The organism is Thalassospira sp. MBR-102 (genome assembly GCF_040549275.1).
Lineage (GTDB): Bacteria > Pseudomonadota > Alphaproteobacteria > Rhodospirillales > Thalassospiraceae > Thalassospira > Thalassospira xiamenensis.
This window is the reverse complement of sequence record NZ_JBEPTC010000008.1, coordinates 86966-113327: the sequence shown is the minus strand read 5'-3', so window position 1 is coordinate 113327 and position 26362 is coordinate 86966. Positions and strand designations below refer to the sequence as shown.

Sequence of the window (26362 nt, the reverse complement as noted above, 5' to 3'; positions counted from 1 at the left end):
GAAAATGGCGGGCCCGGTGACGGACCCGCCTTCTTCTTTTGGTTTGCCGTGCCGAAAGGTTAAAGGACGGTCAGCATGCTGGCGACCAGCGGATGACGGACGATGTCCCGATCAGCCAGTTTGACGCAGGCGATGTCTTCGACATTTTCAAGACGGTCGGACATTTCCGACAGGCCCGACATTTCCGGCAGAAGGTCTGTCTGGTCCGGGTCGCCGGTCAGGATCATGGTTGAATTCCAGCCAAGGCGGGTGACCAGCATCTTGAGCTGTCCGTAGGTGCAGTTCTGGGCCTCGTCAATCACGACGAAGGCATTGTTGAGCGTACGGCCACGCATATAACCGATGGGCGCGATTTCAATCGTGCCGTCCGAAAGGTACTGCCGCAGGCGTTTGGCACCGAGACGGTCATTCAGTGCATCGTAAAGCGGGCGAAGATAGGGAGCCATTTTGGCTTCGACGTCGCCGGGCAGGAAGCCGATATTTTCGCCCGCCTCGACCGCGGGGCGGGCCAGAACGATGCGGCCGATTTCGCCCTTGTCCAGCGCTTCGACGGCCTTGGAAACAGCGATGAAGGTTTTCCCGGTTCCCGCCGGGCCAAGTGCAAGGATGAGGTTGAAGGCATCGATTGCTTCCATCAGGGCCGCCTGATTTTCGCTTTTCGGGCGAATGTGGCGGCGGAAGCTTTGATCGCGTTGGCCGTTCTGAGGGACGTCACCCTGACCGTTCAGGGGATGCCAGTTTGACTTGTCACCGTCAAACAGCTCGTGAACGTTGGTGTCTGCCTGTTGCGGACGGCTACGACGGCGTGCTGCGCGCTTACCCATAAGTCACCTCATCAATTGTGCCAATAAAGCAAAACGCGCCATTCCATCATGGAAAGGCGCGCATTCAATTTTCATCTTGCGATGGAAGTGGCGGGTGGGTTCACCGCCGTTCGCAGCAACATGTTGCATCTGCGATCCGGGGGGCGAAAAATTCCGTTTTACAACGTGCTCTCGCGTCACTCGGGAACCCCTCCTGCGGTCCAGTTATTGACCGTACAACAGAATCGTACGCCTACATCCTGTGTTTTGTCACTGTTTTTTATCTGATTAAATTTAAATGAAATCGGAAAGTGAGTCTTTTCAGAGATTTATGCCGCATCTGCGAGATGATTTTTTTCTAATGCAGTGCTTCGGGCGTCCCGGATTGGTGTTTTGGCAGGCCAAAACTGATTATCCAGCCGATCAGAAGGAAGGCGGCCGAGACGGCCAGACAGCCAACCAGACCGCCATACATATAGGCCAGTCCTGACAGGATGGTGCCAGTCAGTCGCCCGACGGCATTGGACATGTAATAGAAGCCGACATTCATCGCGACCCTGTCACCATCGGCATAGGCAAGGATCAGATAGGAATGCAGCGATGAATTGACCGCAAAGACCAGCCCGAAGACCATCAAGCCGCCCAGAACGGCGATTTCGGGCGAGATATCAAACTGCACGGCGGCCGCAATGCCCGCGGTGACGATGATCAGGGCGAAAATCCACAGGCGCGCACTTTGGCCATCCGGGGTGCGCGTGCCTGCGCGCAGGATTTTGGGCGCAATCGTCTGGATGAAGCCATAGCCGATCACCCACAGCGCCATATAGGTGCCGACCTCGATATGGCCCCAGCCAAGATGGGTTGCCAGAAAGACCGGCAATCCGACGACAAACCAGATATCGCGCGATCCGAACAGGAACATGCGGGCGGCTGACAGGATATTGATCTTGCGATCCTTGGAGAAGACTTCGCGGAATTTGGGTTTCGGTTTGTTGGCCGGGGCGGCCATTTCGGGACCGATGGACAGGGCCACCGCAATCAGGATGACGGTCAGCCCGGTTGCCATCGCGAGCAGCGCCCCGCCAAAGCCAAGCCACGCCAGAAGCGCACCGCCCATGAAAAACCCGGCCCCTTTGAGCGCGTTTTTCGAGCCGGTCAGAAGGGCGACCCAGCGAAACAATGCCCCGTTGGCATTTTCGGGCACCAGAACCTTGATGGCCGACTTGCTGGACATTTTGGTCAGGTCCTTGGCGACACCCGATGCGGCCTGCAGGCCCATGACATAGGCAACCGATATCCACGGCAGCCAGTTTTCATTGGTCAGAGACAGGGCGGAAAGGGCGGCGATCTGGGTGATCAGCCCGGCAAACAGGGTAAAGCGCAATCCGCGCGCCTGTGCCAGCCAGCCACCGACCAGATTGGTGATGACCCCGGCACATTCATAAAGGACAAACAGAAGGGCGATTTCAAAGGCCGAGTATCCAAGGTCATTGAAATGCAGCAGAACCAGCATGCGCAAAGCCCCGTCCGTCAGGGTAAATCCCCAATAGGCGGATGTGACAAGGGCATAATTGCGAATGGCCGATGACATGAAAATGATCCTAAAGGCTTTGCGCGACTTTGGCGGCCAGATCAACCATCCGGCAGACATAGCCCCATTCATTGTCATACCAAGCGAAGATTTTGACCTGGCGTTTGTCGATCACCATGGTTGATCCGGCATCAATGATCGAGGAGCGCGGATCGTTGAGATAATCGCAACTGACCAGCGGGCGTTCCTCGTATCCGAGAATCCCGGCAAGATAGGTTTCCGAGGCGGTGCGCAGCAGGTTATTGACGGTTTCGACATCGGTATCGCAGGCGACTTCGAACACGCAATCAGTCAGCGACGCGTTCAGCAGCGGCACGCGCACGGCAATGCCGTTCAGCTTTCCGGCCAGTTCCGGGTAGATCATGGTGATGGCGGTGGCCGAGCCGGTGCTGGTGGGGATCAGCGATTGCAGGCTGGACCGGGCGCGGCGCAGATCCTTGTGCGGCAGGTCAACCACGGTTTGGGTGTTGGTCACATCATGGATGGTGGTGATGGCACCATGCACGATACCCAGTTTTTCGTGGATGACCTTGACCACCGGGGCCAGGCAGTTTGTCGTACAGCTTGCCGCGGTCAGAAGGTGATGGATTGCCGGATCATAGAGATCGTCATTGACGCCATAAACGATGTTAAGCGCGCCTTCCTTGACCGGGGCGGCGACGATGACTTTTTTCACTCCCTGATCAAAATAGGGCTGAAGCGTTTCGGGGGTTTTGAATTTGCCGGTACATTCGAAAACGATATCGCAGCCCTGCCCGACCCAGTCGGTATCGCCCGGTGTGGCATTTTCCGAAAAGGTCAGGGTGGTTTGGCCGTCGATAACGACCGTGTCATCAATACAGGCGACCTGATGATCCCAGCGCCCATGCACGGAATCGAATTCCAGCAGATGGGCGGCGGTTTTGGCACCGCCGCTGATTTCGTTGATATGGACGAACTCAAGGCCGGGATGGCCCCAGCCCGCGCGCAAGGCAAGACGCCCCATGCGGCCAAAGCCGTTGATGCCGATACGGATTTTGCGGCTCATTTCGAGGACTCCTGAATATCAGGTCACTAACGGGGGCCGTTAGTGACCGTTTCGCGTTTTATGCGCTTTCGTTCGCGGGCATTCCGGTTTTGCCAATGTCGTCGAGCTTCTGTTGCAGCGACATCCGGTCAAGGGATGCGAAAGGCAGGCTCATGAAAATTGAAATCCGGTTGCGCAGCATGCGATAGGCATCGGCAAAGGCAAGGCGGATTTCGGCCTCGGTTCCGGTGGCACTTGCCGGATCGGGTACGCCCCAATGGGCGGTCATCGGGGAGCCGGGGAAAATCGGGCAGCTTTCCTTTGCCGTCTGGTCACAGACCGTAAAGATGAAGTCGAATTTGATTTCGTCCTGCGCGGAATAGACTTCCATCGGCTTGGAGGAAAAGACAGACGGATCATCGCCCAGACTTTTGAGAAGGTCGATTGTATAGGGATGCAGATTGCCGCGCGGATGTGCCCCGGCGCTATAGGCATGAAAATGCCCTGCGCCTTCACGGTTCATGATGGCCTCGGCCATGATGGAACGTGCGGAATTCCCCTGACACAGGAACAGGATGTTATAGGTACCGCCAGTCATGATGATGTCTCCGTCCGGTTATGCCGGTTTGGCGTTTCAACAGCAGGTCGAGGTCGATGTTTTGCCGGAAACCGCGATACCGCAAAGTTCCGGGCGGCCCTGACAGCAATCATCGGCAAGAAATCCCAAAAGATCACGCATAACATCGGGGACGATCCGATAGATGATCGACCGGCCGTTGCGTTGCGATGTGATCAGTCCGGCCTGGCTTAGAACCGACAGATGAGTGGACATGGTGTTGTGCGGGACCGCAAGGCTGCGTGCGAGGTCGCCTGCGGCCATGCCTTCTTCGCCCACGCGCACCAGAATCCTGAATGCTGCCAGACGGTGTTCCTGTGCCAGTGCGCCAAGGGCGCTGATTGCTGTGTTTATTTCCATATATCGGGAAATATTGACATATTATGCAGAAGTAAAATGACGAATTTGTTTCAGCGATGGATGCGATCATGCCCGATATGACGATTTCACGGTGGCATGCGCGCCAAAAATCAGTACAGTGCGCGCCAACCCGAAATCATGATCAATGGATGAACCATGCCGACGATCGACGAGCAGGTATCGCGCCGCCGTACCTTTGCCATCATTGCCCACCCGGATGCGGGTAAAACGACACTGACTGAAAAGCTGCTGCTTTTCGGGGGTGCCATTCAGATGGCCGGTGCGGTGAAGGCGAAAAAGGAACAGCGTGGCGCACGTTCGGACTTCATGAAGATCGAACAGGACCGCGGTATTTCGGTGTCATCCGCCGTCATGACGTTCGAGTTTGAAAAGAACATCTTCAACCTGCTTGATACGCCGGGCCACGAAGACTTTTCCGAAGATACATACCGCGTTCTGACCGCAGTTGATTCCGCCGTCATGGTGATTGATGGTGCCAAGGGGATCGAGGCCCAGACGCGCAAGCTGTTTGAGGTCTGCCGTCTGCGCGATGTGCCGATCACGACATTTGTTAACAAGCTTGACCGTGAATCGCGTGATTTCTTTGAACTGATCGATCAGATCGAACGTGACCTTGCGCTTGATGTGTCGCCGGTGACATGGCCGATCGGATCGGGCCGGGATTTCCATGGCTGTTACGATCTGGTCAATGATCAGCTTCTGTTCATGGAAAAAGGCGGCAATGTCGTCAAGGAAGCCATTCCGATCAAGGGGCTTGATGATCCGAAGCTTGATGAACTGATCCCCGATTACCTTCTGGAGAAGCTTCGCGAAGAAGTCGAAATGGTGCGCGAAATCTGCCCGCCATTTGATTTGCAAAGCTACCGCGAGGGGCATCTGACGCCGGTATTTTTCGGGTCGGCGGTCAATAACTTTGGGGTGCGTGAATTGCTGCGCGGACTTGGCGATATCGCACCGACCCCGCGCCCGCAGGAAGCGGCAACGCGGCTGGTTGAGGCCAACGAGACAAAGGTTTCGGGCTTTGTGTTCAAGGTGCAGGCCAATATCGACCCGAACCATCGCGACCGCATCGCGTTCATTCGCCTGTGTTCCGGCCATTTCAAACGCGGCATGAAATTGAAGCACGTGCGCGCGGGCAAACAGATGGCGGTGCATAACCCGATGCTGTTCTTTGCCAATGAACGCGACATTGCCGAAGAAGCCTGGCCGGGCGATATCATCGGCATTCCGAACCACGGCACATTGCGCATTGGCGATACCCTGACCGAGGGCGAAGATCTTCGTTTCCGGGGTGTTCCGGCCTTTGCCCCGGAATTGTTGCAGAAGGTGCGCCTTGATGATCCGCTGAAGGGCAAACATCTTCAGCGCGCGCTTGAACAGCTTGCCGAAGAAGGCGCATCACAGGTGTTCAAGCCGATGATGGGGGCGGACTGGATCGTTGGTGTGGTCGGGCAGCTTCAGTTCGAGGTTCTGAAAGAACGCATCGCGGCCGAATACGGCATCAAGGTGCATTTCGAACCGACACCGGCCTATGCCGCGCGCTGGGTGATGGGCAGCGATCCGCTGGAAATCAAGAAATTCCGCGATGCCAACCAGTCGGCCCTGTTCGAGGATCACGACGAAACGCTGGTGTTTATCGCGCGCAATGCTTGGCATCTTGAAACCACGCAACGCGATTGGCCGAACCTGAAATTCGAAGCCACGCGCGAGCAGAATATGGTTGCGGCGTAAAGCCAACCACGATCACGAAAAAGGCCGCCCGGAATTTTCGGGGCGGCCTTTTTGCATGTTTGCGTGTTGTGTCTTTAGCCGAGGAAATACCGCCCCGCCGCGACAAGCACCATACCCGCGACCATCGCGGCAAACAGGTTGCGGGCGACAATCATCGTGATCACGGTGGCAGCAGCCCCGGCGATGCCGATGGGCCCGGCGGACAGGGCGCTTGGCACCCAGACGGAAATCAGGACCGCACCCGGAAGGCGTTCAAGTACATGTGCCCAGCGACCGTGTTGCGGCAGGCGGTCGGCCATCAGAAGGCCGCCAAGGCGCATGCCATAGGTCACAATCGCCATGCCAAGGATGGTCAGGACCGAGGCGGTGCTGAAGGTGGTCAGATCAGGGAAACTCATCATTTGCCGGCCTCCGTCGAATAGGTGCCTTCGGGGGCGCCATAAGCATCTGCTGCTATTTCAGTTTCGGGTGCGGTGTCGTCCATGTCCTCGCGCCATGTCAGGGCGGCAACAATCACCCCGGCCCCGGCCCCGGCAAGGATCGACCATGTGCCGGGCAAGGTGTAATGTCCGATCAATGATCCGATGGCGGCGGCCAGCCACGGCAGAAGATCAACCCGGCCCTTCCACATGCCAACCGTGAGTGCGGCAAAGACCGCGGTAAAGGCGAAATCAAGCGCATAGACATTCGGGTCGGGTATGCCCCCGCCCAGCAGATATCCGATGGTGTTGCCCGCCGCCCAGACAACGCCAAGAAAAATTCCGCCGCCCAGCAGGAAGCCCGGATTGGCAAGGTTTTCCTGGGTCATGGTCACCGCCCAGTTTTCATCAGCCACCATATGCATGCCGCAGATTTTGACCCAGAGCGGACGGCCACGAAACACCGGGCGCAGCGACGCCCCGATCAGGACATAGCGCAGATTGATCACCGCGGTGGCGATGATGATCGTTACACTGGGGATGGTTTCACGCCACAGATCGACCGAAACGAATTGTGCCGATCCGGCAAAGACCGTGAGGCTCATGAACAGAAGTTCACCCAGCGACAGACCGCGCTGGGTGGCGAGCACGCCAAGCACCGCACCAAAGATCATGGTGCTGGGCAGCAGGGGCAGACAGGCGATGGCACCGCGTCTTATGGTGTCGGCATCGAAATGCCGGGTCGGGGCAGATCCGGGGCGAGACATCTTGTGCGTTTCCGTTTCAGTCTTTTCATTGTGATCGCTGGTGGCGACTTATGACTATTGGTGGTGGGCGAGGAGCCTGCCCTTAATCTAGGGAAGTTCCAAACAGGAATATTGGATAATATTGCTATTGCGATTTAACGGATTTCATCGCCAGCGTGGCCAAAATCATCGATCAGCATGTCGAGAAACAGCTTGGTGATCGGATCGGTCTGTTTGCTGTCATCAAAGCATGCCTGAAAGGTGACTTTGACCGTGAACTGGTCGCGTTGGATCATGCGCATGCGTCCGTCGTCGACGAATTGCCGGGCATAGTGTTCGGGCAGATACCCCAGATACGCCCCTGACAGGATCAGGCGGGCTTCGGCCTCCATATCGGATACGGTTGCATGTGGCCGGGCGATTGCGAATTCCTTTAAATCACGCCCCAGCCAAGGTTTGCGCCCGATCAGGCGATAACGCCGTATTTCATCAATATTGATTTCGGGGTCGGGCCGCGCAAACAGCGGATGCGCCGACCCGCAGTAAAAGCGATGGATTTCGGTATAAAGCGGGATATAGCGCAGGCCGAGAACCGTTTTGGGAAAACTGCAAATCCCGATCTGGATATTGTCGGTCACCACCTCGCGCAGCAGATCATTGGGCGGGAGGGTTTCCACATTCAGTGTGACATCGGGGGCGCGTTCGATGAACCGGGCGATGGTTTTTTCAAATCGGCGCGTGCCAGGATCGGTGATGGTGTTATCGGTCAACCCGATGGTCAGCGTGCCACTTAGCTTGTCACGCAGGGCACGCATCTTGGTTTCATATTGTGCAATAGATTTGAAAATCCGGTGGGCTTCGTCAAATACGACCTGACCCTCGGCAGTCAGGGCAAAGCCGCTGCGCCCGCGTTTGCACAGCGTAAATCCCAAGCGGGTTTCAAGGGCAGTGACATAGCTTGAGATTGTTGAAAGTGAAAGGTTCAGATCGCTTTGCGCGGCGGCAAATCCCCCAGCCTCTACAATGGTTGCGAAGATGCGCAACAGTTTCAGATCGGCCTGTTCTGTGATCACCGGGCGGTTTCCCCACGCAAATGAAATTACTTTGATAATTACCAAAGTAAAGTTCAGGAATATGTGATTTTTTTAGAGCGTGCAATTTGATCTGATGGCCCGATCAGACAAATTCTGCGGTCCTGCCTGTTTGTGCGGGGCAAAGGGCGTGCAGTGATCAGGAGGTTCCATGTTCACAGATGACAAGCTTGCCAGGCTGCGCGAAAAATATGGCAATGCCAAAGGGGCGGATGTGTTCGATCCGCATTTCAGCGAGGTTGCCCGGTCGCAGTTTTCTGAAAGTGGCGGGCGGAAATGGCCGTTTGCCGGGGTGCCGACCTTTCTGGATGCGCCATATGCCGTCGATGCGGCACAAAACAACTTTGCCGGTCTGGATGTCGTGCTTGTTGGTGTCCCGATGGATTTGGGGGTTAGTAACCGCGCAGGCGCACGCCTTGGCCCGCGCGCCGTGCGCAATATTGAACGGATTGGCCCATATGAACATGTGATGCGCATGGTGCCGGGGGCGATTGCCCGTATTGCCGATATCGGCGATGTGCCATTTCGCAGCCGTTATTCGCTGGAAAAATGTCACGAGGATATCGAGGCCTATTTCAACAGGATTGTTGATGCGGGGGTGATCCCGATTGCAGTCGGCGGCGATCATTCGATCAGCTATTCGATCCTGAAGGCGATTGGCCGGGATCGTCCGGTTGGCATGATCCATCTTGATGCCCATTGTGATACCTGTGGGGCATATGATGGTTCGAAATTCCATCACGGCGGGCCGTTCCGTGAGGCGGTGATGGATGGCGTTCTGGACCCCGAACGCACCATTCAGATCGGTATTCGTGGGCCGTCGGAATATGTCTGGGAGTTTTCCTATGACAGCGGCATGACCGTGATCCATGCCGAAGACGTGCCCCAGATGGGCGTGGAAGCCGTCATTGCCAGGGCTTGCAAAGTTATTGGCGATGGTCCGGTTTACCTGTCGTTTGATGTGGACTGCCTTGATCCGTCATTTGCACCGGGTACGGGGACACCCGAAATCGGCGGCCTGACTTCGCGCGAGGCATTGGCGATTTTGCGCGGGTTGCGCGGTCTTGATTTTGTTGGTGCGGATGTTGTCGAAGTTGCCCCGCAATATGACGCGACAAGCAACACGGCCCATGTCGGGGCACAGATTTTGTTCGAGGAACTTTGCCTGATTGCAGACAGCCTGAAGACCCGCGCGGCAAGGTCGGAAGCCTGACGAGGAACATTCCCGGTGCGGTTTAACCCGGTTTGTGTCCCAGATTAGCGATGAAGGCACCGGGGCTGACACCCCACATGGTTTTGAAATGACGGTTGAGGTGGCTTTGATCGGCATAGCCGGTGGCCGCCGCGACATCGGCGATGCCAAAGCCGTCAAACAGCATGCGTTTTGCCCGGCGCAGGCGCATGTGATTGAAATAGGTGTGCGGTGGCAAGCCGGTGGCGTGGCGGAAGACGCGTAGCAGGTGAAAGCGGCTGAGCCCGGTCAGGCTTGCCAGTTCATCAAGCGATATGTTGGCATCAAGATGGTCGGCCATATAGTCGATGACCGCACGCACACGTTTGTCTTCGGAGCCCGGTTGATAGGAAAAGGGCGGCGCATCGGCATGGCGAAGGGCGAGGCGGGCGGCACTGTATAGAAGCTGGCTGTCACGTTCGAGCAGGGTTGTTGTCTGATCAAGGTCGGGGCGGAACATGCGGTGCAGGGATTGCAGTTGCAGATGCAGTTCCGGGTCATCGACCACATGATTGCCAAAAAACGGCAGCCCGGTACTGTTGGGGGAGAGTTCGGCCACCAGATCGCCAAAGATTTCAGGCGCGATAAACATGATCTGATACTGGTAACCGTCATCGGATGCCGGGCCGCCGTCATGAACCTGCATCGGGTTCATCATCAGCAACTGCCCGCGTCTGGCGACATAGTTGGTGCCGCCGGTCATGAATTGTTCGGCTCCGTTCAGGATGGTGCCGAACGCATAATAATCATGACTGTGTTTGGGAAAGGAAAACCGTTTGTAATCGGCTTCGAACAAATCAATGCCGTCTGCCGCCCGCCAGTGACGGGCGACTTCGCGGGAGGGGTTTGATTTCCGTGCGCCGCGCGACGGATCATGTCGAAGTGAATGCGCCATGGCGCAAGTATAAACATCCGATGGCCTTTCGGCTTGGACAATATTGTCACCGATACATTTGTCGGTTTTGCCGGTTTGATCGACCAGAAACGAATCGGTAAACAGAGTGTAAATTTTGCCCGAAAGGGCCGCGGACATACGGATATGGTGCGCCTGAACGATGGTATAGAGTGCTTTCGTGTCGGGGATTTTGCGGCGCGGCAAATGTTCGAATGAACATTCAAAAGTCCCCATCTGTCCGTGTTGGCATAGACAAATGCGGATTTCATCTAACTGTTACAAAAACGACGGGAAACTCGGGTTAGAGACACGGGAAATATGTCCCCCATTCCGGATCATTGGAGATCCCATGTTTCTTGACCGTATTCGTATCGGTTACCGCATTTTCGCGGGGTTTCTTGCGCTTGTCATCATGCTGATCGGGTTAAGCGCCCTTTCATCATGGTATCTGCTGGGTTTTGGTGGTCATGCGGACCGTATTGCCAAAAGCACCCAGCTTGTCGGGCTTGCAAACGAATATGCGTTGAAGCTTGAACGGTTGTCGAACCAGGTTCTGCTGTTTGCCCAGACGGTTGATCCGCTGGACCGCGAAGGTATTGCGACAATTCGTGAAAGTGCAGAAGCCAGTGGTGCCGCGCTGATTGGTCAGCTTCGCGCCGAGGGCGATACCGAAAAAGCCGACGCGCTTGAAAGTCTGAATGCGGAATATATCGCAACCCTGGAGCCGCTTGTCCTGCGTGCCGAGAATTTGACGGCGGCGTCCGATACGATGCTGCTTGGTGCGCATCAGCTTGGCAAGTCGGCAGGCGAGCTGGTGGATTTCATCAGCAAACGTGATCCGGCACTGGCGGAAAAATATGCCGATAAACTTGGTGCCGCCAACCTGAGCGCAATTGTGAACAATCTGCAATATGCGATCCTGCGGACACCTGAATCGCTTGATACGGCGCGTACGCAAACCTCGGCGTTGACCGATCTTCAGGAAGAAATCAAAGGCTCGGTCGATGGGTTGAAACGCGCGGATAAAAAGCTGTTTTCCTATGCGATCCGCGATAATGACCTTTTAAAGCAGGGAGCGAACCAGCTTGAAGGGTCGATCGCGGGGTTCCGTCAGTCGATGGATGACTTCAAATCCGCCGTTCGCGAAGTTCAGGCAATTACCCAGAATATCCGCGAGGAAGCGGTTGCCGGTCAGAACATGCTGGTCGAGGCGGCGCATAGCGAGTCCGAAAGCAAGGCGATCACCAATATGGTGGTGGCCGGGATCGGGGCGCTGATTGCCTTTGGTCTGGCGATTGGCATCGCACTTAGCATTCTGCGTCCATTGGGACGTGTGAATGGCGATATGACGCGGTTGAGCGAAAACAACACCGATATCGATCTGATTGATTTCAATCGTGGTGATGAATTTGGCGCGATGTCACGCACGGTCGCGATCTTCCGCGAAAATGCCCTTAAGATCGAACAGATGGCCGAGGAACGCATCGCCCTTCAGCGCGAGGAAGAGGAAAAACGCCGGGCGTCGCTGGGTGCGATGGCCGAAACCATCGAAGGCGAAACTGCCGGGCTTGTCCAATCCGTCACCCATCAGGTCACAAGGATGCGGGACGCGGTTGGCGAAGTGGCCGCCGCCGCAGAACGTGTGACAGGCCAGACCGAAATGGCAACCAGTGCGGCCACGCAAAGCCAGTCGCACGCCCATTCGATCAGCGAGGCGGCGACGCGGTTGTCCGATGCCATCGGATCGATTGCCAACCGGGTGGATCGACAGCGCGCCATTGCGCAGAATGCGGTTAGTTCGACCAAGCAATCCGCAGAGGCGGTCGATGACCTTCGCGAAGTGGCAACCAGTATCGAGCAGATTGTCGATCTGATCCGCGGGATTGCCGGGCAGACCAACCTTCTGGCGCTGAACGCGACCATCGAGGCCGCACGCGCGGGCGAAGCGGGAAAAGGATTTGCCGTGGTGGCCGCCGAGGTCAAGAACCTTGCAGGCCAGACGGCACAGGCAACCGAACAGATCACCGCCCATGTCAGTGCGATGGGCAATGTGACGGATCGTTGTGTGCGGTCGATGGAAGAGGTCGGTGTGACCGTGCGCGACATGATGTCGATTTCCGAAGAAGTGGCAGGTGACGTTGAACATCAGCGCCGCGAGACAGAGGAAATCAGCCTTGCGATTGCATCAGCGAGCGATGCGGCCCTTCATGTCAGCAACGCCATCCAGGAGGTATCGCGCGATATCGAGGTCACGCGGAAACTGAGCGTTGATCTGACCCGCCGGGCCGATGAGGTTGACCGTAATGTGACGGAACTTTCGGGGTCGCTTGACCGGGCGGTGGAATCGGCCGCCAGCGACGAAAGCCGCGATGATGGCAGCGATGCCAATGATGCCGACATCGTCGAAAAGGACGCGCAATCCAATCTTGTTGATTTTCCGGCGCAGTATATGCGCGGGGCGGCCTGAACCAGCCCGTTTTCGCCGTTTTTGACAACGGATTTCATGGTTGATGAGCCAAAAGCCTGTGCAGATCGTGCACGGGCTTTTGTGCTTTTGGGATGACAGGAGTGATCCGGATCGGTTGAAGGAGCCTATTACCTGATGAGTACAAGTTGCGACATTTCTGATACAATTTTACGGTCGCTGCCCTTGGGGAACTAAAGTAAGTTCTATAGTCTTGAATTCAAGACATATTCAGCGATGTCTTTGTATCTTTCCAGAACACACAAGAACGGGCATTTGATGTCACGCACAGGTAGGCTAGCCGTATTTCTGTTGATTATTGCCGCAGTCGGGGGCGGCTGGTTTGCCTATGACAAAGGGATGCTGCCCTTTGTCGCGTCAAAAAGCCAAACCGAAGGCGATGCTGCAAAGCGCACCGGCAACCCGGCACTGCCGGTGATTGCCGAATATGCCAGCATCATGGAAGAAAAGACGGTTGTTGAAGCGGTTGGAACCGGCAGGTCGACACTGGGCGTTTCGATTTATCCGGCGGTTTCGGGCGAAGTCGATGATGTTCTGTTTCATGCCGGTGAAAATGTATCGCGCGGGCAGGTTTTGCTGATCCTTGATTCGGATCGCGAACGGCTGGCGCGGGATCTGGCGTCCGTGCAGGTCAAGGATGCCAAGCAGCTTCTGGATCGTTACGAGCAGGCAAGGCCGCTTGGCGCGGTATCTGCAAGCGAGGTTGATGCGGCACGCACCGCCCTTGCCGAGGCGCGCATCCGGCTCGATCAGGCGGAAGTGGACCTGGCCGACCGGACCATTCTGGCACCGTTCAACGGCACGGTTGGTATTCCGCAGGTGGAGCCGGGCGACCGGGTAGACAGTTCCAGCCTGATCGCGACACTGGATAACGTTGAAAGTGTTCTGGTGGATTTCGAGGTTCCCGAAACCCGGTTTGACAATGTGAAGATCGGCCAGTCGCTTCGGGTTGAGACATGGAGCCTTCCGGGGGAGTGGTTTGAAGGCACGGTCGATTCCATCGCCAGCCGTATTGATGCGGAAAGCCGCACCTTCAAGGTGCGCGCGCGCATTCCGAACCCGACCGGGCGGCTTTTGTCGGGCATGTCCTTTGCGGTTTATGTCGATATCGAAGGTAAAACCTATCCGTCGGTGCCGGAAATTTCCGTCCTGTGGGGTGATGGCGGGACCTATATCTGGCGGATCAAGGATGACAAGGTCGAACGTGTTCCGGTTCGCGTCGTAAAGCGGACACAGGGGCGTATCCTGCTTGAGGGGCCGATTGCCAAGGGTGATCTGATTGTGGTCGAAGGCGTGCTTCGCCTGCGGCCCGGCCGGGATGTGGCGGCAACCATCCGTGGTGGCGATGAAACCGGCGTTGCGCAGCGCAACGGCACCGGCGAAGGGTCGTAACATGCAGGACGGAAATCAGAACGAAAACCAGAATGATCTGGCGTCACTCAGCATCCGTCGCCCTGTTCTTATTTCCGTGGTGTCGCTTCTGATCATTCTGGCGGGCCTTGCGGCGATGCTCGGCGTTGAAATTCGTGAACTGCCCAACGTGGATCAGCCGACCGTGACGGTTTATGCGACCTATGACGGGGCTTCGCCGGAAACGGTTGATGCCGAGGTGACCAGCATCCTTGAAGGGGCGGCATCGCGGGTCAGCGGTGTCAAACGCATCAGTTCCAACAGCGAAGAGGGCACATCGCGGGTTCGGGTTGAATTTTACCCCGACATTGAAATCAATGACGCCGCCAATGACATCCGCGAGGCGGTCAGTCGTGCGTCAAGAAGCCTTCCGGACGAGGTCGAGGATGTCCGCGTGGTCAAGGCCGATGCCGATGCCAGCGCGATCATGCGCCTTGCCGTGGTCAGCAACCGCCTGACCGAGGAAGAGCTTGCCAATATCGTGGATGACCAGATCAGCCCGGCGCTGCTTTCGGTGCCTGGTGTGGCCGAAATCACCGTCAATGGCGAACGCGAGAAGGTTTTGCATGTCCGGGTCGATCCGCTGCGTCTGGCCAGTTACGGTTTTTCGGTTCAGGACGTTGCGGATGTCCTGAAAACCGCCAAGTTCGACATTCCCGCCGGCAGTTTTGATTCCAGTGATCAGAAGCTTTTTGTCCGTGCCGATGCGTCGGTCTGGCAGGTCGAAGACGTCAAACAGATGTTTATCCGCAATCAGGTCCGGCTGGGCGATGTGGCGGATGTCTATTACGGGCCCGATGATGCAACGTCCTATGTGCGTCTGGATGGCCGGACCGTGATCGGGCTTGGCGTCGTGCGCCAGGCGCAATCGAACACTATTGCGATATCGGACGGCATTCGGGACGTGGCCGAACGCCTGAACAATCAGTACGACGATATCAATGTTTTCGTGAATTCCGACGATGCGGTGTTTATCGAAGGCGCGCTTTGGGAAGTTCTGAACAGTCTGGCGCTGGCGATTATCATCGTGATCGGCGTGCTTTATCTGTTCCTGCGGTCCTTTACCGCGACGCTGATTCCGACGGTGACCATTCCGATTGCGCTGGTCGGGACGGTGGCCGCGATCTGGATGATGGGCTTTTCGATCAATATCCTGACATTGCTGGCCCTTGTTCTGGCAACGGGGATGATTGTCGATGATGCGATTGTGGTTCTGGAAAATATCCAGCGCCGCCGTCATCAGGGATTGGGATCGATGGCGGCCGCGGTTCTGGGCACGCGGCAGGTGTTTTTTGCGGTGATTGCCACCACCCTGACGCTGGTATCGGTGTTCGTGCCGATTTCGTTTTTGCCGAGCACGGCGGGGCGGCTTTTCAGGGAATTCGGGTTCGTGCTGGCGTTTTCGGTGGCGGTGTCGTCGTTTGTGGCACTGTCGCTTTGTCCGATGCTGGCGTCGCGCTTAAAGCATATTGACCCGCATGACGGGGACAAGGATGCCAAGCCGAACTTTTTGGAACGGGTCGGGTTTTACTGTTCGGGGATTTACAAAAACATTCTTGAATGGGTTTTGCGGTTCCCGCTGATTACCCTGATCGTGTCGATCTTTGCCGGTGTGCTGGCCTTTGGGGTTTATAACAGCGTCACGCAGGAACTTCTGCCCGACGAGGATCGCGGCCGTATTCTTGTATCGCTGCGCGGGCCGGACGGGGTTGGCATTGATTACATGGACCGGCAGGTTGAAACGGTTGAAAACATCCTGCGTCCGATTGTCGAGGCCGGCGATGCCTATAACATCTATACGATTGTCGGTCTTTGGGACCCGAACCGTGCGCTGGTGATTGCGCCCCTGGTGCCGTGGGATGAACGCAGCCGCAGCCAGCAGGAAATCACCGGTTCGATCCGTGGGGCGCTTAATGCACTGCCCGGTGTGCAGGCCTTTGTCTATCAGCCCAACAGCCTTGGGCTTCACGGCGGGACCGGCGAAGGATTTGAATTTGCCCTGACCGGTACGAATTACCGCACATTGGCGGCGAATGCGCGCGCCATGCAGCAGGAGCTTGAGGCGAATTATCCGCAGTTTGTCGGGCTTCGGGTTTCCTATCAGACGACACAGCCGCAATTGCTGGTCAATATTGACCGGCAGCGGGCATCCGACCTTGGCATTCCGATCGAAAGCCTTGATACGACGCTGCGTGCGATGATCGAGGGATATGAAGTTACCGAGATTACGGTCGATGATGAAAACATCCCGGTCAAACTGCGCAGCAGTGCGGGCAGCATCAATGATCCGTCGGATCTGGAGAATCTGTTTGTCAGCAACCGGGATGGTCGTATTTTACCGCTATCTTCGGTGATCAATCTGAGCGAAGAGGCGGTGGCATCGGAACTGGATCGCGAGGGACAGCAGCGCGCAGTCAAAATTTCGGGCAACCTTGCGCCGGGATATACGTTGCAGCAGGCAGTGGTCGATATTGATCAGGTCGGTGACAAGGTCCTGCCGCCCGGGGTGAATGTTCTGTTTCTGGGCGATGCGGCGACACTGGGCGAAACATCGCATGATGTGCAGATCACCTTCCTGATTGCGGTTCTTGTGGTGTTGCTGGTTCTCGCCGCACAGTTTGAAAGCTTCATGTCTGCCCTTGTCGTGGTTCTGACCGTTCCGTTCGGTCTGGCGGCGGCGATTTATGCGCTGGGCATCAGTGGCACGTCGATCAATATCTATAGCCAGATCGGGTTGGTGATGCTGGTTGGGCTTATGGCCAAGAACGGTATTCTTGTTGTCGAATTTGCCGACCAGTTGCGCGATGCCGGGAAATCCGTGCGCGAAGCGGTGCATGATGCGGCGATGATCCGCCTGCGCCCGATCATGATGACAATGATTTCAACCGTTCTGGGTGGTTTGCCGCTTGTGCTCGGCACCGGGGCCGGGGCGGAGGCGCGTGCCGCGATTGGCTGGGTGGTGTTTGGCGGGCTTGGTTTTGCGACGGTCTTTACCCTGTTCTTAACACCGGTTTTATACCTTTTGCTGGCGCCGCTGGTGTCAGCCCGTGCCGATGGCGGCAAGAAACTGCAAAGCCAGTTGCGGGCTGCGGAAAGCATCCCGGACAAGGGCGAGATCGAAGGAAGTGCCAGCTAGAATGTCTGTAAAACGTCTTTCAATCTGTTGTGCCCTGCCGCTTATGATCGGACTTTCGGCCTGTCAGACGGTCGGCCCGGATTATGTTGCGCCGAAATTTGATCTTGTCGGGGCCTATACCCCGGCAGTACCGGTGATCGCCGCCAATCAGGCCGATCATGGCCGTTGGTGGGAAAGTACGCGTGATCCGGTTCTTTCTGAGCTGATTGCGCTTGGGCTTGCCAATAACCTTGATTTGCGGATCGCGGCCAGCCGGATCGAGGAAGCCCGGGCGGTGGCGCGCGGTGTTTCGGGGGCAAATGGCATCGAGGTCGGTGCCAGTGTTAACGGCGATGCCGAACGCGGCACATCGTCGCGCGAACGCGGCAGCCAGACCACCGATATCGGATACCGGGCCGGGATTGATTTTTCATGGACGGCGGATGTCTGGGGCGGGCAGCAGCGCGAGGACGAAGTCGCGTTGGCGGATTATCTGGAACAGGTTTATCTGCGCGAAGACGTTTACCTGACGGTGATTGCCGATATCGTACGCAACTATATCGAGCTGCGCGGCACGCAGAAACGGCAGGAATTGCTGCGCAGTTCGCTTGATCTGCAACGTCAGACCAGCAACATCGTTGAGGTCCGGATGCAGACGGGGCTGGCGTCCGAACTTGATCTTTCGCGCGCCCGTGCCGAGGTTTCCGATATTGAGGCGACATTGCCGACATTGCAGACCGATATTGATCGGTCGATCAATGCGATTGGAATCCTTCTGGGGGCGCAGCCGGGAAGCTATCGCGACCGTCTGGTCGATGTGCAGCCCCTGCCGGAATTTGACAGTGCGCCGCCGATTGGCATTCCAGCCGACCTTTTGCGCCGTCGCCCCGATGTCCGCGCGGCCGAGCTTTCACTGATTTCCGCCACCGCCGAAATCGGGGTTCAGACCGCCGATCTTTATCCTGAATTGACGCTGGACGGGTCACTTGCCCTTGGGGCGACGGGGTATGGCACCGGGCCGATTGTCCGTACCGCAATGGCCGCCATCGGGGCGCTGATTGATGCGACGCTTTATGATAGTGGTGCCCGGCAGGCCGATATCGATGTTGCCGAACAACAGGCGCAGCAGGCATTTTATGGCTATCAGCAGACGCTTCTGGTCGCCATTCAGGATGTTGAAAGTGCGATTTACGGCTATGTCGGGGCGGTCCAGCAACGCGATTCCCTGATTTCATCGGTGCAGTATCACCGTCAGGCGTTCGAGCAGTCGCGGGTGCGATATGTTCAGGGGCTTTCAAACTTCCTTGATGTTCTTGATTCGCAGCGCACCCTGACGCAGTCGCAGCAGGACCTGGCGGATGCGGAAACCGATCTGGAACTGGAAACCATCAATCTTTATGCCGCGGTCGGACTTAGCGTTGATGATGTCGAACGTTATGCCGACAAGGCCGGGATTGACATGAATAATGGCTAGCGCCGCCAAACATCTGTAATAACGCTGATTTCCATAAGCTGTTGCTTGTTTTCGCCGCCAGTTCGGCCTAGGTCTTGGGTATCGTGAACCGGGGAAGAAAATGACGGGAGATCTGTTTGCCAATGAGCCACCACACAATCTGCTGCCCTTTGATGGGGAGGCATTGCTGCTGCGTGAGGTTATGGCGGCAGGCGACGCGGATCGAACGTTTGAGCGGCTTTTAAGCGGCATTGTCTGGCAGCAGGAAGTTGCCAGATTGATGGGGCGCGAAATTGCCGTGCCGCGATTGACGGCGTGGTATGGCGATGTGGCCTATCGTTATAGCGGTGTCTATCACCCGGCATCACCATTTCCAAAAATTGTCGTGCCACTTCGTGAACTGGTCGAAGAAAAATCCGATGCGTCGTTCAACACGGTTTTGCTGAACCAGTATCGCGACGGGCGCGACAGCGTTGCATGGCATGCCGATGACGAGGATGTGCTGGGCGAAAATCCGGTCATTGCCAGCCTGTCATTTGGTGAGGAACGCCGGTTCCATTTCCGGCACAAGAAAACCGGGGATCGGGTCAGTGTCGATCTGCCGCATAATTCGTTGCTGATCATGCGGGGCGCGACACAGCATCACTGGTTACATCAGATTCCCAAAACCGCGCGCCAGATCGGGCCCCGGATCAACCTGACATTCCGTCATACCGCGCCGGAAAACAAGGTGCGCGGCCGATGAGTTCGGGGGGGCTTCGAAAAAAGCCGCCCCGGTCAGGGCGGCTTGAAGTCAGCAATTCGAGATTGCCGGGAAAACCGTCAACACCGGGGTGCAAACGGACAAACATATCGGTGGTTGTGCAATCGGTGCGCACAATAATGAATCGATTCAATGAATGCAGTGTGGCGGTCCGAAAGGGGTTCTGTCAATATCGGGATGAAACGATTCAAAAAAAATGTCACGTGATTGCCGGTTAATCCGTAAGCCGGGGTGAATGAAGGGGAGACATCGCAAGCATGGCAGAACGGGTACGTCTTCTGGATGTGGCCAAGGCGGCCGGGGTATCGCAAGGCACGGCATCGAATGCCTTTGGCAAGCCCGATCTGGTCCGCAAGGAAGTCCGGGAACGCATTCTGGAAGTTGCCAGGGAGCTTGGCTATCGCGGGCCGCATGTGATGGCGCGGATGCTCCGCACCGGCAAGGCCGGGGCGCTTGGCGTGGTGTTTCCCGATAACCTTGAATATGCGTTCAGTGATCCGGTGGCGATTGAGCTTCTGCGCGGTGTCGGGCGGGAATGTGCCCGTCAGGCGGTCAATATGATGATCATTTCCGCAGAAAACCCTGAACAGGCGATTACGGCGATCAACAATGCGGCGGTTGATGCCTTTCTGGTGCATTGTTATTCCGATGACAATGACATCATTTCCGCCATTCAGCGCCGCAACCAGCCGCTGGTCTGCATTGATACAGATATTGCCGGGGCGGCGGGGACCGTGGTGCTTGATGATTTTGCCGGTGCGCAAATGGCGGCCCAGCATTTGATTGATTGTGGTGCGCTCAAATTCGCCATCCTGTCCCTGCAGGCCAACAAGGCGGAAAATTTCGGCCCGATGAATGCCAAGCGCCGCGGGGCGGTCAGCCACCGTGTGGTGCGCGAACGGCTTGGCGGATATCACGCGGCCCTTAAAAAGGCCGGGATTGCGATTGAGGATATCGTCCATATCGAATGCGAAAACATGTCATCGCACAGTGCCGAAATGGTCGAAACCATGTTACGCGACCACCCGGAAATCGACGGCATTCTGGCGATGTCCGATGTGATTGCCATCGGGGCACTTGATGGTGCACGCGCAAGCGGGCGCAAAATCCCCGATGATCTTAAAGTGATCGGCTTTGACGGCATTGCCGAAGGCGAACGCACCGACCCGCCATTATCGAGCATCCGTCAGGATTCCGTTGAAAAGGGACGTCTGGCCGCCGAAATGGCGCTTGGCGAAGCGCAGGGCGACAACAATCGCGTGCTTGAAACCAGTCTGCTTGTCAGGGGATCGACGTGTTAAGCCGAAAGTGCCGGGTAGCAGTGGCAATCGGTGGTGTGGTCCATTACAAGACCGGTGGCCTGCATGAAGGAATAGATGATTGTCGTGCCGACAAACTTCATGCCGCGTTTTTTGAGGTCCTTGGACAGGGCGTCGCTGAGTTCCGTCGATACGGGCACGTCGGACATGGCGTTCCAGTGATTTATGATGGGGTTGCCGCCGATGAAATTCCAGATATAGGCATCGAAGCTGCCAAATTCCTTCTGGATTCCGATGAAGGCCCTGGCGTTCAGGATGCTTGCCGCGACCTTGGCCCGGTTGCGGATGATGCCGGGATCGGCCAGAAGGGCCTGTTGTTTGGCCTCGTCATACTTGGCGATCTTCTGGACATCAAAATTGTCATAGGCCGCGCGATAGGTATCGCGCCGTGCAAGGATCGTCAGCCAGCTTAGGCCTGCCTGCGCGCCTTCGAGGATCAGCATTTCGAAAAAATGCCGGTCATCATGAACCGGAACGCCCCATTCCTGATCGTGGTAATCGACGTAAAACGGCTTGTCGAGATGGGTTTCGGCCCATTTGCAACGGAGGAGCGTGTTTGCCGACATGGTCGATCCTTCTTTGTCGTTTGATGGCGGGGCATTGTTGGCTGGGATCGGCGGGGCTGGCAAGCCTGATGACTTTATCCTGACATTTCTCCTGACAGAAACTGTCGGGGCGGGGATGTTCGGAGAACCATTTTGGCGAAAAGGTCGTGCCAAAATCGCGCAATGTCTGGTGAAGCATGTCACATCATGTGGAAAACTTGATCAAAGCATCGGAAAATAGGTGCTCTGTGCTTGCGCCCGGAGCCAAGGCCGACTAGGTTTTGCAGCGTGTTAACACAATTCCGATCAGATCGGCCCGATCTGGACCGACTGCTACAAGGAGCGGCGATGCTGGCGATTTTTTGGCTTATTGACACCGTTATCGGTATCTACATTTTCATGCTGATTGCGTCGGCAATCCTGTCATGGCTTGTGGCATTTGACGTGATCAATTCCAGCAACCGGTTCGTTTATATGGTTGGCGATTTCCTCTATCGGATTACCGAACCGGCATTACGACCGATCCGCCGGATCATTCCGAATCTGGGCGGCATCGATATTTCGCCGATCATCCTGATCCTGATCCTGCAGTTTGCCAATATGCTGATCCAGACAGACGTGCGTGCGGCGTTGCTGGGTTACTAAGCCCGCAGATGGGTAAACCGTTCTGCGAGAAGCTTTCGGATGGTACCGGCATCAAGGTGTTTTTGCGACTGACGCCAAAGGCTTCGCGAAATGCGATTGCCGGGGTGGGCGTTGATGGCAACGGGCAGAAGCAGGTCAGGGCGACGGTTACGGCGGTGCCTGAAAATGGCAAGGCGAATACAGCCCTGATAAAGCTTTTGGCAAAAACGGCCAAATGGCCTAAATCGTCAGTCGAAATTGTTGCCGGGCATACGGACCGCAACAAGGTGCTGGAAATTTCAGGCGATCCGGACGCACTGATTGCGCAACTTCATGAATTGACGGGCGGACAAGACATATGAGCGACGCAAAAATCATCGACGGCAAAGCATTCGCAGCCAAATTGCGCGGCGACATCGCAGCAGAAGTGGCCAAGATCAAAGATGCGCACGGCATCACGCCGGGCCTTGCGGTTATTCTGGTCGGTGAAGACCCGGCAAGCCAGGTTTATGTCCGTAACAAGGGCAAGCAGACCCTTGAATGCGGCATGAATTCGTATGAGCACAAGCTTTCGGCTGATACGTCGCAGGAAGATCTGCTGGCGCTGATTGCCAAGCTGAACGCTGATCCGAATGTGCATGGCATTCTGTGCCAGTTGCCGGTGCCCAAACATATCGACGATCAGGCGATCCTTGCGGCCATCGATCCGGCCAAGGATGTTGACGGCTTCCATGTCGTCAATGCCGGTGCGCTGGCAACCGGGGGCGAGGGATTTGCCCCCTGTACGCCTTATGGTTGCCTGATGCTGCTTAAGGACACGCTTGGTGATCTTTCGGGGATGCGGGCGGTGGTTGTTGGCCGGTCCAATATCGTCGGCAAGCCGATGGCGCAGTTGCTTCTGAAAGAAAGCTGCACGGTGACCATCGCGCATTCGCGCACCCGTGACCTGCCCGAAGAAGTCCGACGTGCGGACATCGTCGTTGCCGCCGTCGGCCGCCCGAACATGATCAAGGGCGACTGGATCGCGCCCGGTGCCACTGTGATTGATGTTGGCATCAACCGCGTTGAAGGGGCAGAAGGCAAGATGAAGCTGGTTGGCGATGTCGAATTTGAAACCGCATCCAAAGTTGCCGGTGCGATCACCCCGGTGCCGGGCGGTGTTGGCCCGATGACGATTGCCTGCTTGTTGAACAATACTCTGATTTCGGCGTGTCGTGCCAATGGGCTCGCGGTGCCAAATCTTGGCTTTGACAGCTAAGTCGTCATCAAATCGAATTTTAAAAGGGCAGCTTCGGGCTGCCCTTTTGCGTTTCAAGTTAAAATGTATGGATACTCAATGATAGGCTAACTTTGATCGCTCAATAGCAGTTATTAAGGTGATGAGTAGATGAAGGCATGGAAGAAATATCAAGAAGATGTGAGAGATCTATTTAGGGCCCTTGGACTGCAGGCGGAAACAGATTTCTCGGTGGAAGGTGTTCGCACATCGCATGATATTGACGTCTTCGTCTCCACGGAATTCAAAGGATTTCGCGTAAAATGGCTTGTTGAATGCAAGCTCTGGAAAACGCCGGTAACTAAACTCCACGTACTTGCCCTTAGGGAGATTGTAACTGACGTCGGTGCAGACCGTGGAATTATATTGTCGGAGTCCGGCTTTCAAAGGGGAGCCCAAGAGGCGGCCAACCTTACAAACGTACATCTAGCGAGTCTTACTTCAATCGGAGACAGTGCTTCTCAAGAATTCAGCTTGATGGAAATTCATGAGCTATATGACAAGGCTGAAGAAAATAAGATAATTTATTGGGATATACCCAAATCAACGCGGATTAAATACGGGTTAAGGTTCGATGTTGGAGGTCCGGTTGGGTACTCCGGCAATATAATTAGCGAATTCTGCCTGGATGTTCTCGCGAAGGCGTTAAGGGGAGTATACCCGTTCACAAGTACTTCGAACGAGGGATATCAGCTCTTTGGGAAGGACATGGAGTTTGGAAATGTGAAAGATGTCCTTAGTATTGTTCAGCCACTTGTAGATGAGCTATCCGAAAAGCTTGAGTTTTGCCGTGCTCAAGAGTCGAAGTGATAATCAATTGATTCGTTCACAACGGCCAAACCCACAGAAGCATCGGCACACCAACCGCCACGACGATGATTTCAATCGGCAGGCCGAGCCGCCAGTAATCGCCAAAGCGGAAGCCGCCGGGGCCGAGGATGAGGGTGTTGTTCTGGTGGCCGATCGGGGTCAGGAAGGCACAGGATGCGCCGATGGCGACCGCCATCAGGAAGGCGTCGGGATTGGCGTCGAGTTGCGCGGCACTGCCAATCGCAATCGGGCACATGACGGCCGCCGTGGCGGCATTGTTCATGAAGTCCGAGAGCGTCATGGTGATGATCAGGATCAGGCCAAGGGCGATGATGGCATTCCCCTGTGCGACCCAGTTTAACAGAAAGCGGGCAACCAGATCGGCCGTGCCGGTGGTTTCCATGGCATTTGCCACCGGGATCAGGGCGGCAAGCAAAACAATTACCGGCCAGTCCACCGCGTCATAGACATTGCGCGGTGCGACCACGCGCGTCACCATGGCGATCAGAACCCCGATGGCAAAGGCAACGGCAGCGGGCATGACGCCAAAGGCGGCAGCACCGATGGCCGCGGCCATGATGCCCGTGGCCTTTAGCGCCTGTGCATTGTCGGGGATGCGAAGCGCGCGTTGCGCCAGCGGCACACAGCCAAGGCGCGATGCAAAATCATGAATGGCTTCGGGCGGACCTTGCATCAAAAGCACGTCGCCGGCCTTCATTGACATGGTACGCAACCGCGCCATCGAGCGTTGCCCCTGCCGCGACACCGCCAAAAGGTTTACGCCATACCGGGTGCGCAGATGGATATCGGTGGCGGACCGGCCGATAAAGCCGGAGTTCGGCAAAATCGCCAGTTCCATGAGCGCAATGTCATCGGACTGGATCGCGCCGCGGCGGCCATCATCGGGCTTTTGCGTATCGGTTTCGGGCGTGTCGGCTTTCTTTTCGGCCTTTGCTGATTTGGTGGCAATTGTCTTTGTATTTTTGGCTTCCGGGGCTTCCGGTGCATCCGTATCGCCTTTATCTTCCTGTTGTTCCGCCGCCTTTGCCTGTGCCTCCAGATCGCGTAATTCTTCCTCAAGCTTCAAATCAAGGGCGGACAGGGCAATGGCCAGTGCTTCGGGATCGGCTTCGATGATCAGGATGTCGTTTTCATAAAGTTCGCGAAACGGATTGGGGGCGGGAATGCGTTTTTCGTTGCGGATCAGGCCGATGACCTGCGCGTCGCCCTTTTCAAGTTCGCGGTTTACATCGCGCAGCATCATGCCAATCGCTTTGCTGCCCGCGGCAATGCGCGCCTCGGTCAGGTAGGAGCCGGTTTCAAAGCCCTCCGCCCCGGCGCGTTCGCGGGTGGGAACAAGCCAGCGGCCAAACACCATGACGAAAATCAGACCGGCGGCGGCGACAACAATCCCGACCGGGGTATAATCAAACATCGTAAAGCCGCCATCCCCGGCCTCGGCCCGGAAACCGGCGACAATCAGGTTGGGCGGGGTCCCGATCAGGGTGGTCATGCCGCCCAGGATCGACCCGAAGGCCAGCGGCATCAGGATTTTACCCGGCGGCAGGTTTTGTTTGGCGGCGATTTGCAGGGCGACGGGCATCAGAAGCGCCAGCGCGCCGACATTGTTCATGAAGGCCGACAGGATCGCGGCCAGCAGGCTGAGTGCGGCCATGGTCACGACCGGACCGGCGGATTGCGGTAGAACCATGCGGGTCAGGTTATCGACCGCGCCCGATTGCTGGAGTGCCGATGACAGGATCAGGATACAGGCAACCGTGATCACCGCCGGATGACCGAAACCCTGAAAGGCATTATCGATTGGCACCAGACCGACCACCACACAGCACAGCAGCGACCCCATCGCGACCATGTCATGACGCCAGCGCCCCCACAGGAACATGACGACCGTTCCGACAAGAATGGCAAGGATCAGGATTTGTTTGAGTTCCATGGATGCCTGTCTGGTTGCGTTATCGGGTTGAGAACATGGTCAGGATCAAAGATGGCAGAAACATAGATGCCACAGGGAATAGAAACCGCAGGGAATAG

23 protein-coding genes are annotated in these 26362 nt (G+C 56.5%); 12 read left to right on the top strand and 11 right to left on the bottom strand.

Features of this window, described 5'->3' with window-relative positions; genetic code table 11:
- Nucleotides 1-59: 59 nt before the first annotated feature.
- The 5 genes from ABIE64_RS14550 to ABIE64_RS14530 form a co-directional block, all read right to left on the bottom strand.
- Nucleotides 60-824, bottom strand: coding sequence for a PhoH family protein (locus tag ABIE64_RS14550; RefSeq protein WP_007089171.1), 765 nt, complete (start codon nt 822-824; stop codon nt 60-62).
- A gap of 337 nt (nt 825-1161) precedes the next feature.
- Nucleotides 1162-2394 carry an organoarsenical effux MFS transporter ArsJ gene (arsJ, locus tag ABIE64_RS14545; RefSeq protein WP_354377789.1) on the bottom strand — a complete coding sequence of 411 codons (1233 nt, stop codon included), beginning with the start codon at nt 2392-2394 and terminating at the stop codon, nt 1162-1164.
- A 10-nt stretch (nt 2395-2404) separates the two neighbouring features.
- Nucleotides 2405-3421, bottom strand: coding sequence for an ArsJ-associated glyceraldehyde-3-phosphate dehydrogenase (locus ABIE64_RS14540; RefSeq protein WP_354377788.1), 1017 nt, complete (start codon nt 3419-3421; stop codon nt 2405-2407).
- 58 nt (nt 3422-3479) lie between these two features.
- Nucleotides 3480-3998, bottom strand: coding sequence for an arsenate reductase ArsC (locus tag ABIE64_RS14535; protein WP_007089168.1), 519 nt, complete (start codon nt 3996-3998; stop codon nt 3480-3482).
- 36 nt (nt 3999-4034) lie between these two features.
- Nucleotides 4035-4376, bottom strand: coding sequence for an ArsR/SmtB family transcription factor (locus ABIE64_RS14530; protein WP_354377787.1), 342 nt, complete (start codon nt 4374-4376; stop codon nt 4035-4037).
- 156 nt (nt 4377-4532) lie between these two features.
- Between ABIE64_RS14530 and ABIE64_RS14525 the strand changes: the two genes are divergently transcribed.
- On the top strand, nt 4533-6128 hold the full coding sequence (locus ABIE64_RS14525) for a peptide chain release factor 3 (protein WP_007089166.1): 1596 nt from the start codon (nt 4533-4535) through the stop codon (nt 6126-6128).
- 74 nt (nt 6129-6202) lie between these two features.
- Here ABIE64_RS14525 and ABIE64_RS14520 read toward each other — a convergent pair whose 3' ends face one another.
- The 3 genes from ABIE64_RS14520 to ABIE64_RS14510 form a co-directional block, all read right to left on the bottom strand.
- Nucleotides 6203-6529, bottom strand: a complete 327-nt coding sequence (locus ABIE64_RS14520) for an AzlD family protein (protein WP_071240898.1) — start codon at nt 6527-6529, stop codon at nt 6203-6205.
- The gene (locus tag ABIE64_RS14515) at nt 6526-7314 is read right to left on the bottom strand and encodes an AzlC family ABC transporter permease (protein WP_354377786.1); all 789 of its coding nucleotides are present in this window, start codon (nt 7312-7314) and stop codon (nt 6526-6528) included. Before ABIE64_RS14515 ends, ABIE64_RS14520 begins: the two co-directional genes overlap by 4 nt.
- A gap of 134 nt (nt 7315-7448) precedes the next feature.
- A complete protein-coding gene (locus ABIE64_RS14510) occupies nt 7449-8366 on the bottom strand; it encodes a LysR family transcriptional regulator (protein ID WP_341363112.1) in 918 nt (305 codons plus the stop codon).
- Between the two features lie 169 nt (nt 8367-8535).
- Here ABIE64_RS14510 and speB point away from each other — a divergent pair, with 169 nt between their 5' ends.
- Complete coding sequence (gene speB / locus ABIE64_RS14505; RefSeq protein WP_354377785.1) at nt 8536-9597, top strand: agmatinase; 1062 nt, start codon at nt 8536-8538, stop codon at nt 9595-9597.
- A 22-nt stretch (nt 9598-9619) separates the two neighbouring features.
- Here the strand turns inward: speB and ABIE64_RS14500 are convergent, their stop codons facing one another.
- Complete coding sequence (locus tag ABIE64_RS14500) at nt 9620-10744, bottom strand: AraC family transcriptional regulator (protein ID WP_354377784.1); 1125 nt, start codon at nt 10742-10744, stop codon at nt 9620-9622.
- 115 nt (nt 10745-10859) lie between these two features.
- Between ABIE64_RS14500 and ABIE64_RS14495 the strand changes: the two genes are divergently transcribed.
- From ABIE64_RS14495 to ABIE64_RS14470, 6 genes are all read left to right on the top strand, one after another.
- Complete coding sequence (locus ABIE64_RS14495) at nt 10860-12977, top strand: methyl-accepting chemotaxis protein (RefSeq protein ID WP_037990482.1); 2118 nt, start codon at nt 10860-10862, stop codon at nt 12975-12977.
- A gap of 276 nt (nt 12978-13253) precedes the next feature.
- Nucleotides 13254-14387, top strand: a complete 1134-nt coding sequence (locus ABIE64_RS14490) for an efflux RND transporter periplasmic adaptor subunit (RefSeq protein WP_354377783.1) — start codon at nt 13254-13256, stop codon at nt 14385-14387.
- A gap of 1 nt (nt 14388) precedes the next feature.
- A complete protein-coding gene (locus ABIE64_RS14485; protein WP_354377782.1) occupies nt 14389-17541 on the top strand; it encodes an efflux RND transporter permease subunit in 3153 nt (1050 codons plus the stop codon).
- A 1-nt stretch (nt 17542) separates the two neighbouring features.
- On the top strand, nt 17543-18994 hold the full coding sequence (locus ABIE64_RS14480; RefSeq protein ID WP_354377781.1) for an efflux transporter outer membrane subunit: 1452 nt from the start codon (nt 17543-17545) through the stop codon (nt 18992-18994).
- Between the two features lie 100 nt (nt 18995-19094).
- Nucleotides 19095-19718, top strand: coding sequence for an alpha-ketoglutarate-dependent dioxygenase AlkB family protein (locus ABIE64_RS14475; protein WP_037990485.1), 624 nt, complete (start codon nt 19095-19097; stop codon nt 19716-19718).
- A 275-nt stretch (nt 19719-19993) separates the two neighbouring features.
- The gene (locus ABIE64_RS14470) at nt 19994-21037 is read left to right on the top strand and encodes a LacI family DNA-binding transcriptional regulator (protein WP_354377780.1); all 1044 of its coding nucleotides are present in this window, start codon (nt 19994-19996) and stop codon (nt 21035-21037) included.
- On the opposite strand, the gene ABIE64_RS14465 is transcribed toward ABIE64_RS14470, so the two are convergent.
- Entirely contained in the window at nt 21034-21621 is a 588-nt protein-coding gene (locus ABIE64_RS14465; RefSeq protein WP_354377779.1) for a DNA-3-methyladenine glycosylase I, read from the bottom strand. The genes ABIE64_RS14470 and ABIE64_RS14465 overlap by 4 nt on opposite strands.
- Before the next feature lie 327 nt (nt 21622-21948).
- On the opposite strand from ABIE64_RS14465, the gene ABIE64_RS14460 reads away from it, so the two are divergent.
- The 4 genes from ABIE64_RS14460 to ABIE64_RS14445 all read left to right on the top strand — a co-directional run bounded on the left by ABIE64_RS14460 (nt 21949) and on the right by ABIE64_RS14445 (nt 24310).
- Complete coding sequence (locus ABIE64_RS14460; RefSeq protein ID WP_007089155.1) at nt 21949-22245, top strand: YggT family protein; 297 nt, start codon at nt 21949-21951, stop codon at nt 22243-22245.
- Between the two features lie 8 nt (nt 22246-22253).
- Nucleotides 22254-22586: a DUF167 family protein gene (locus ABIE64_RS14455; RefSeq protein WP_354377778.1), complete on the top strand. Its 333-nt coding sequence runs from the start codon at nt 22254-22256 to the stop codon at nt 22584-22586.
- The gene (folD, locus tag ABIE64_RS14450; RefSeq protein WP_063093667.1) at nt 22583-23482 is read left to right on the top strand and encodes a bifunctional methylenetetrahydrofolate dehydrogenase/methenyltetrahydrofolate cyclohydrolase FolD; all 900 of its coding nucleotides are present in this window, start codon (nt 22583-22585) and stop codon (nt 23480-23482) included. Before ABIE64_RS14455 ends, folD begins: the two co-directional genes overlap by 4 nt.
- A 129-nt stretch (nt 23483-23611) precedes the next feature.
- Complete coding sequence (locus tag ABIE64_RS14445) at nt 23612-24310, top strand: restriction endonuclease (RefSeq protein ID WP_354377777.1); 699 nt, start codon at nt 23612-23614, stop codon at nt 24308-24310.
- 16 nt (nt 24311-24326) lie between these two features.
- Here the strand turns inward: ABIE64_RS14445 and ABIE64_RS14440 are convergent, their stop codons facing one another.
- Entirely contained in the window at nt 24327-26264 is a 1938-nt protein-coding gene (locus ABIE64_RS14440) for an SLC13 family permease (RefSeq protein WP_354377776.1), read from the bottom strand.
- Between the last annotated feature and the right edge of the window lie 98 nt (nt 26265-26362).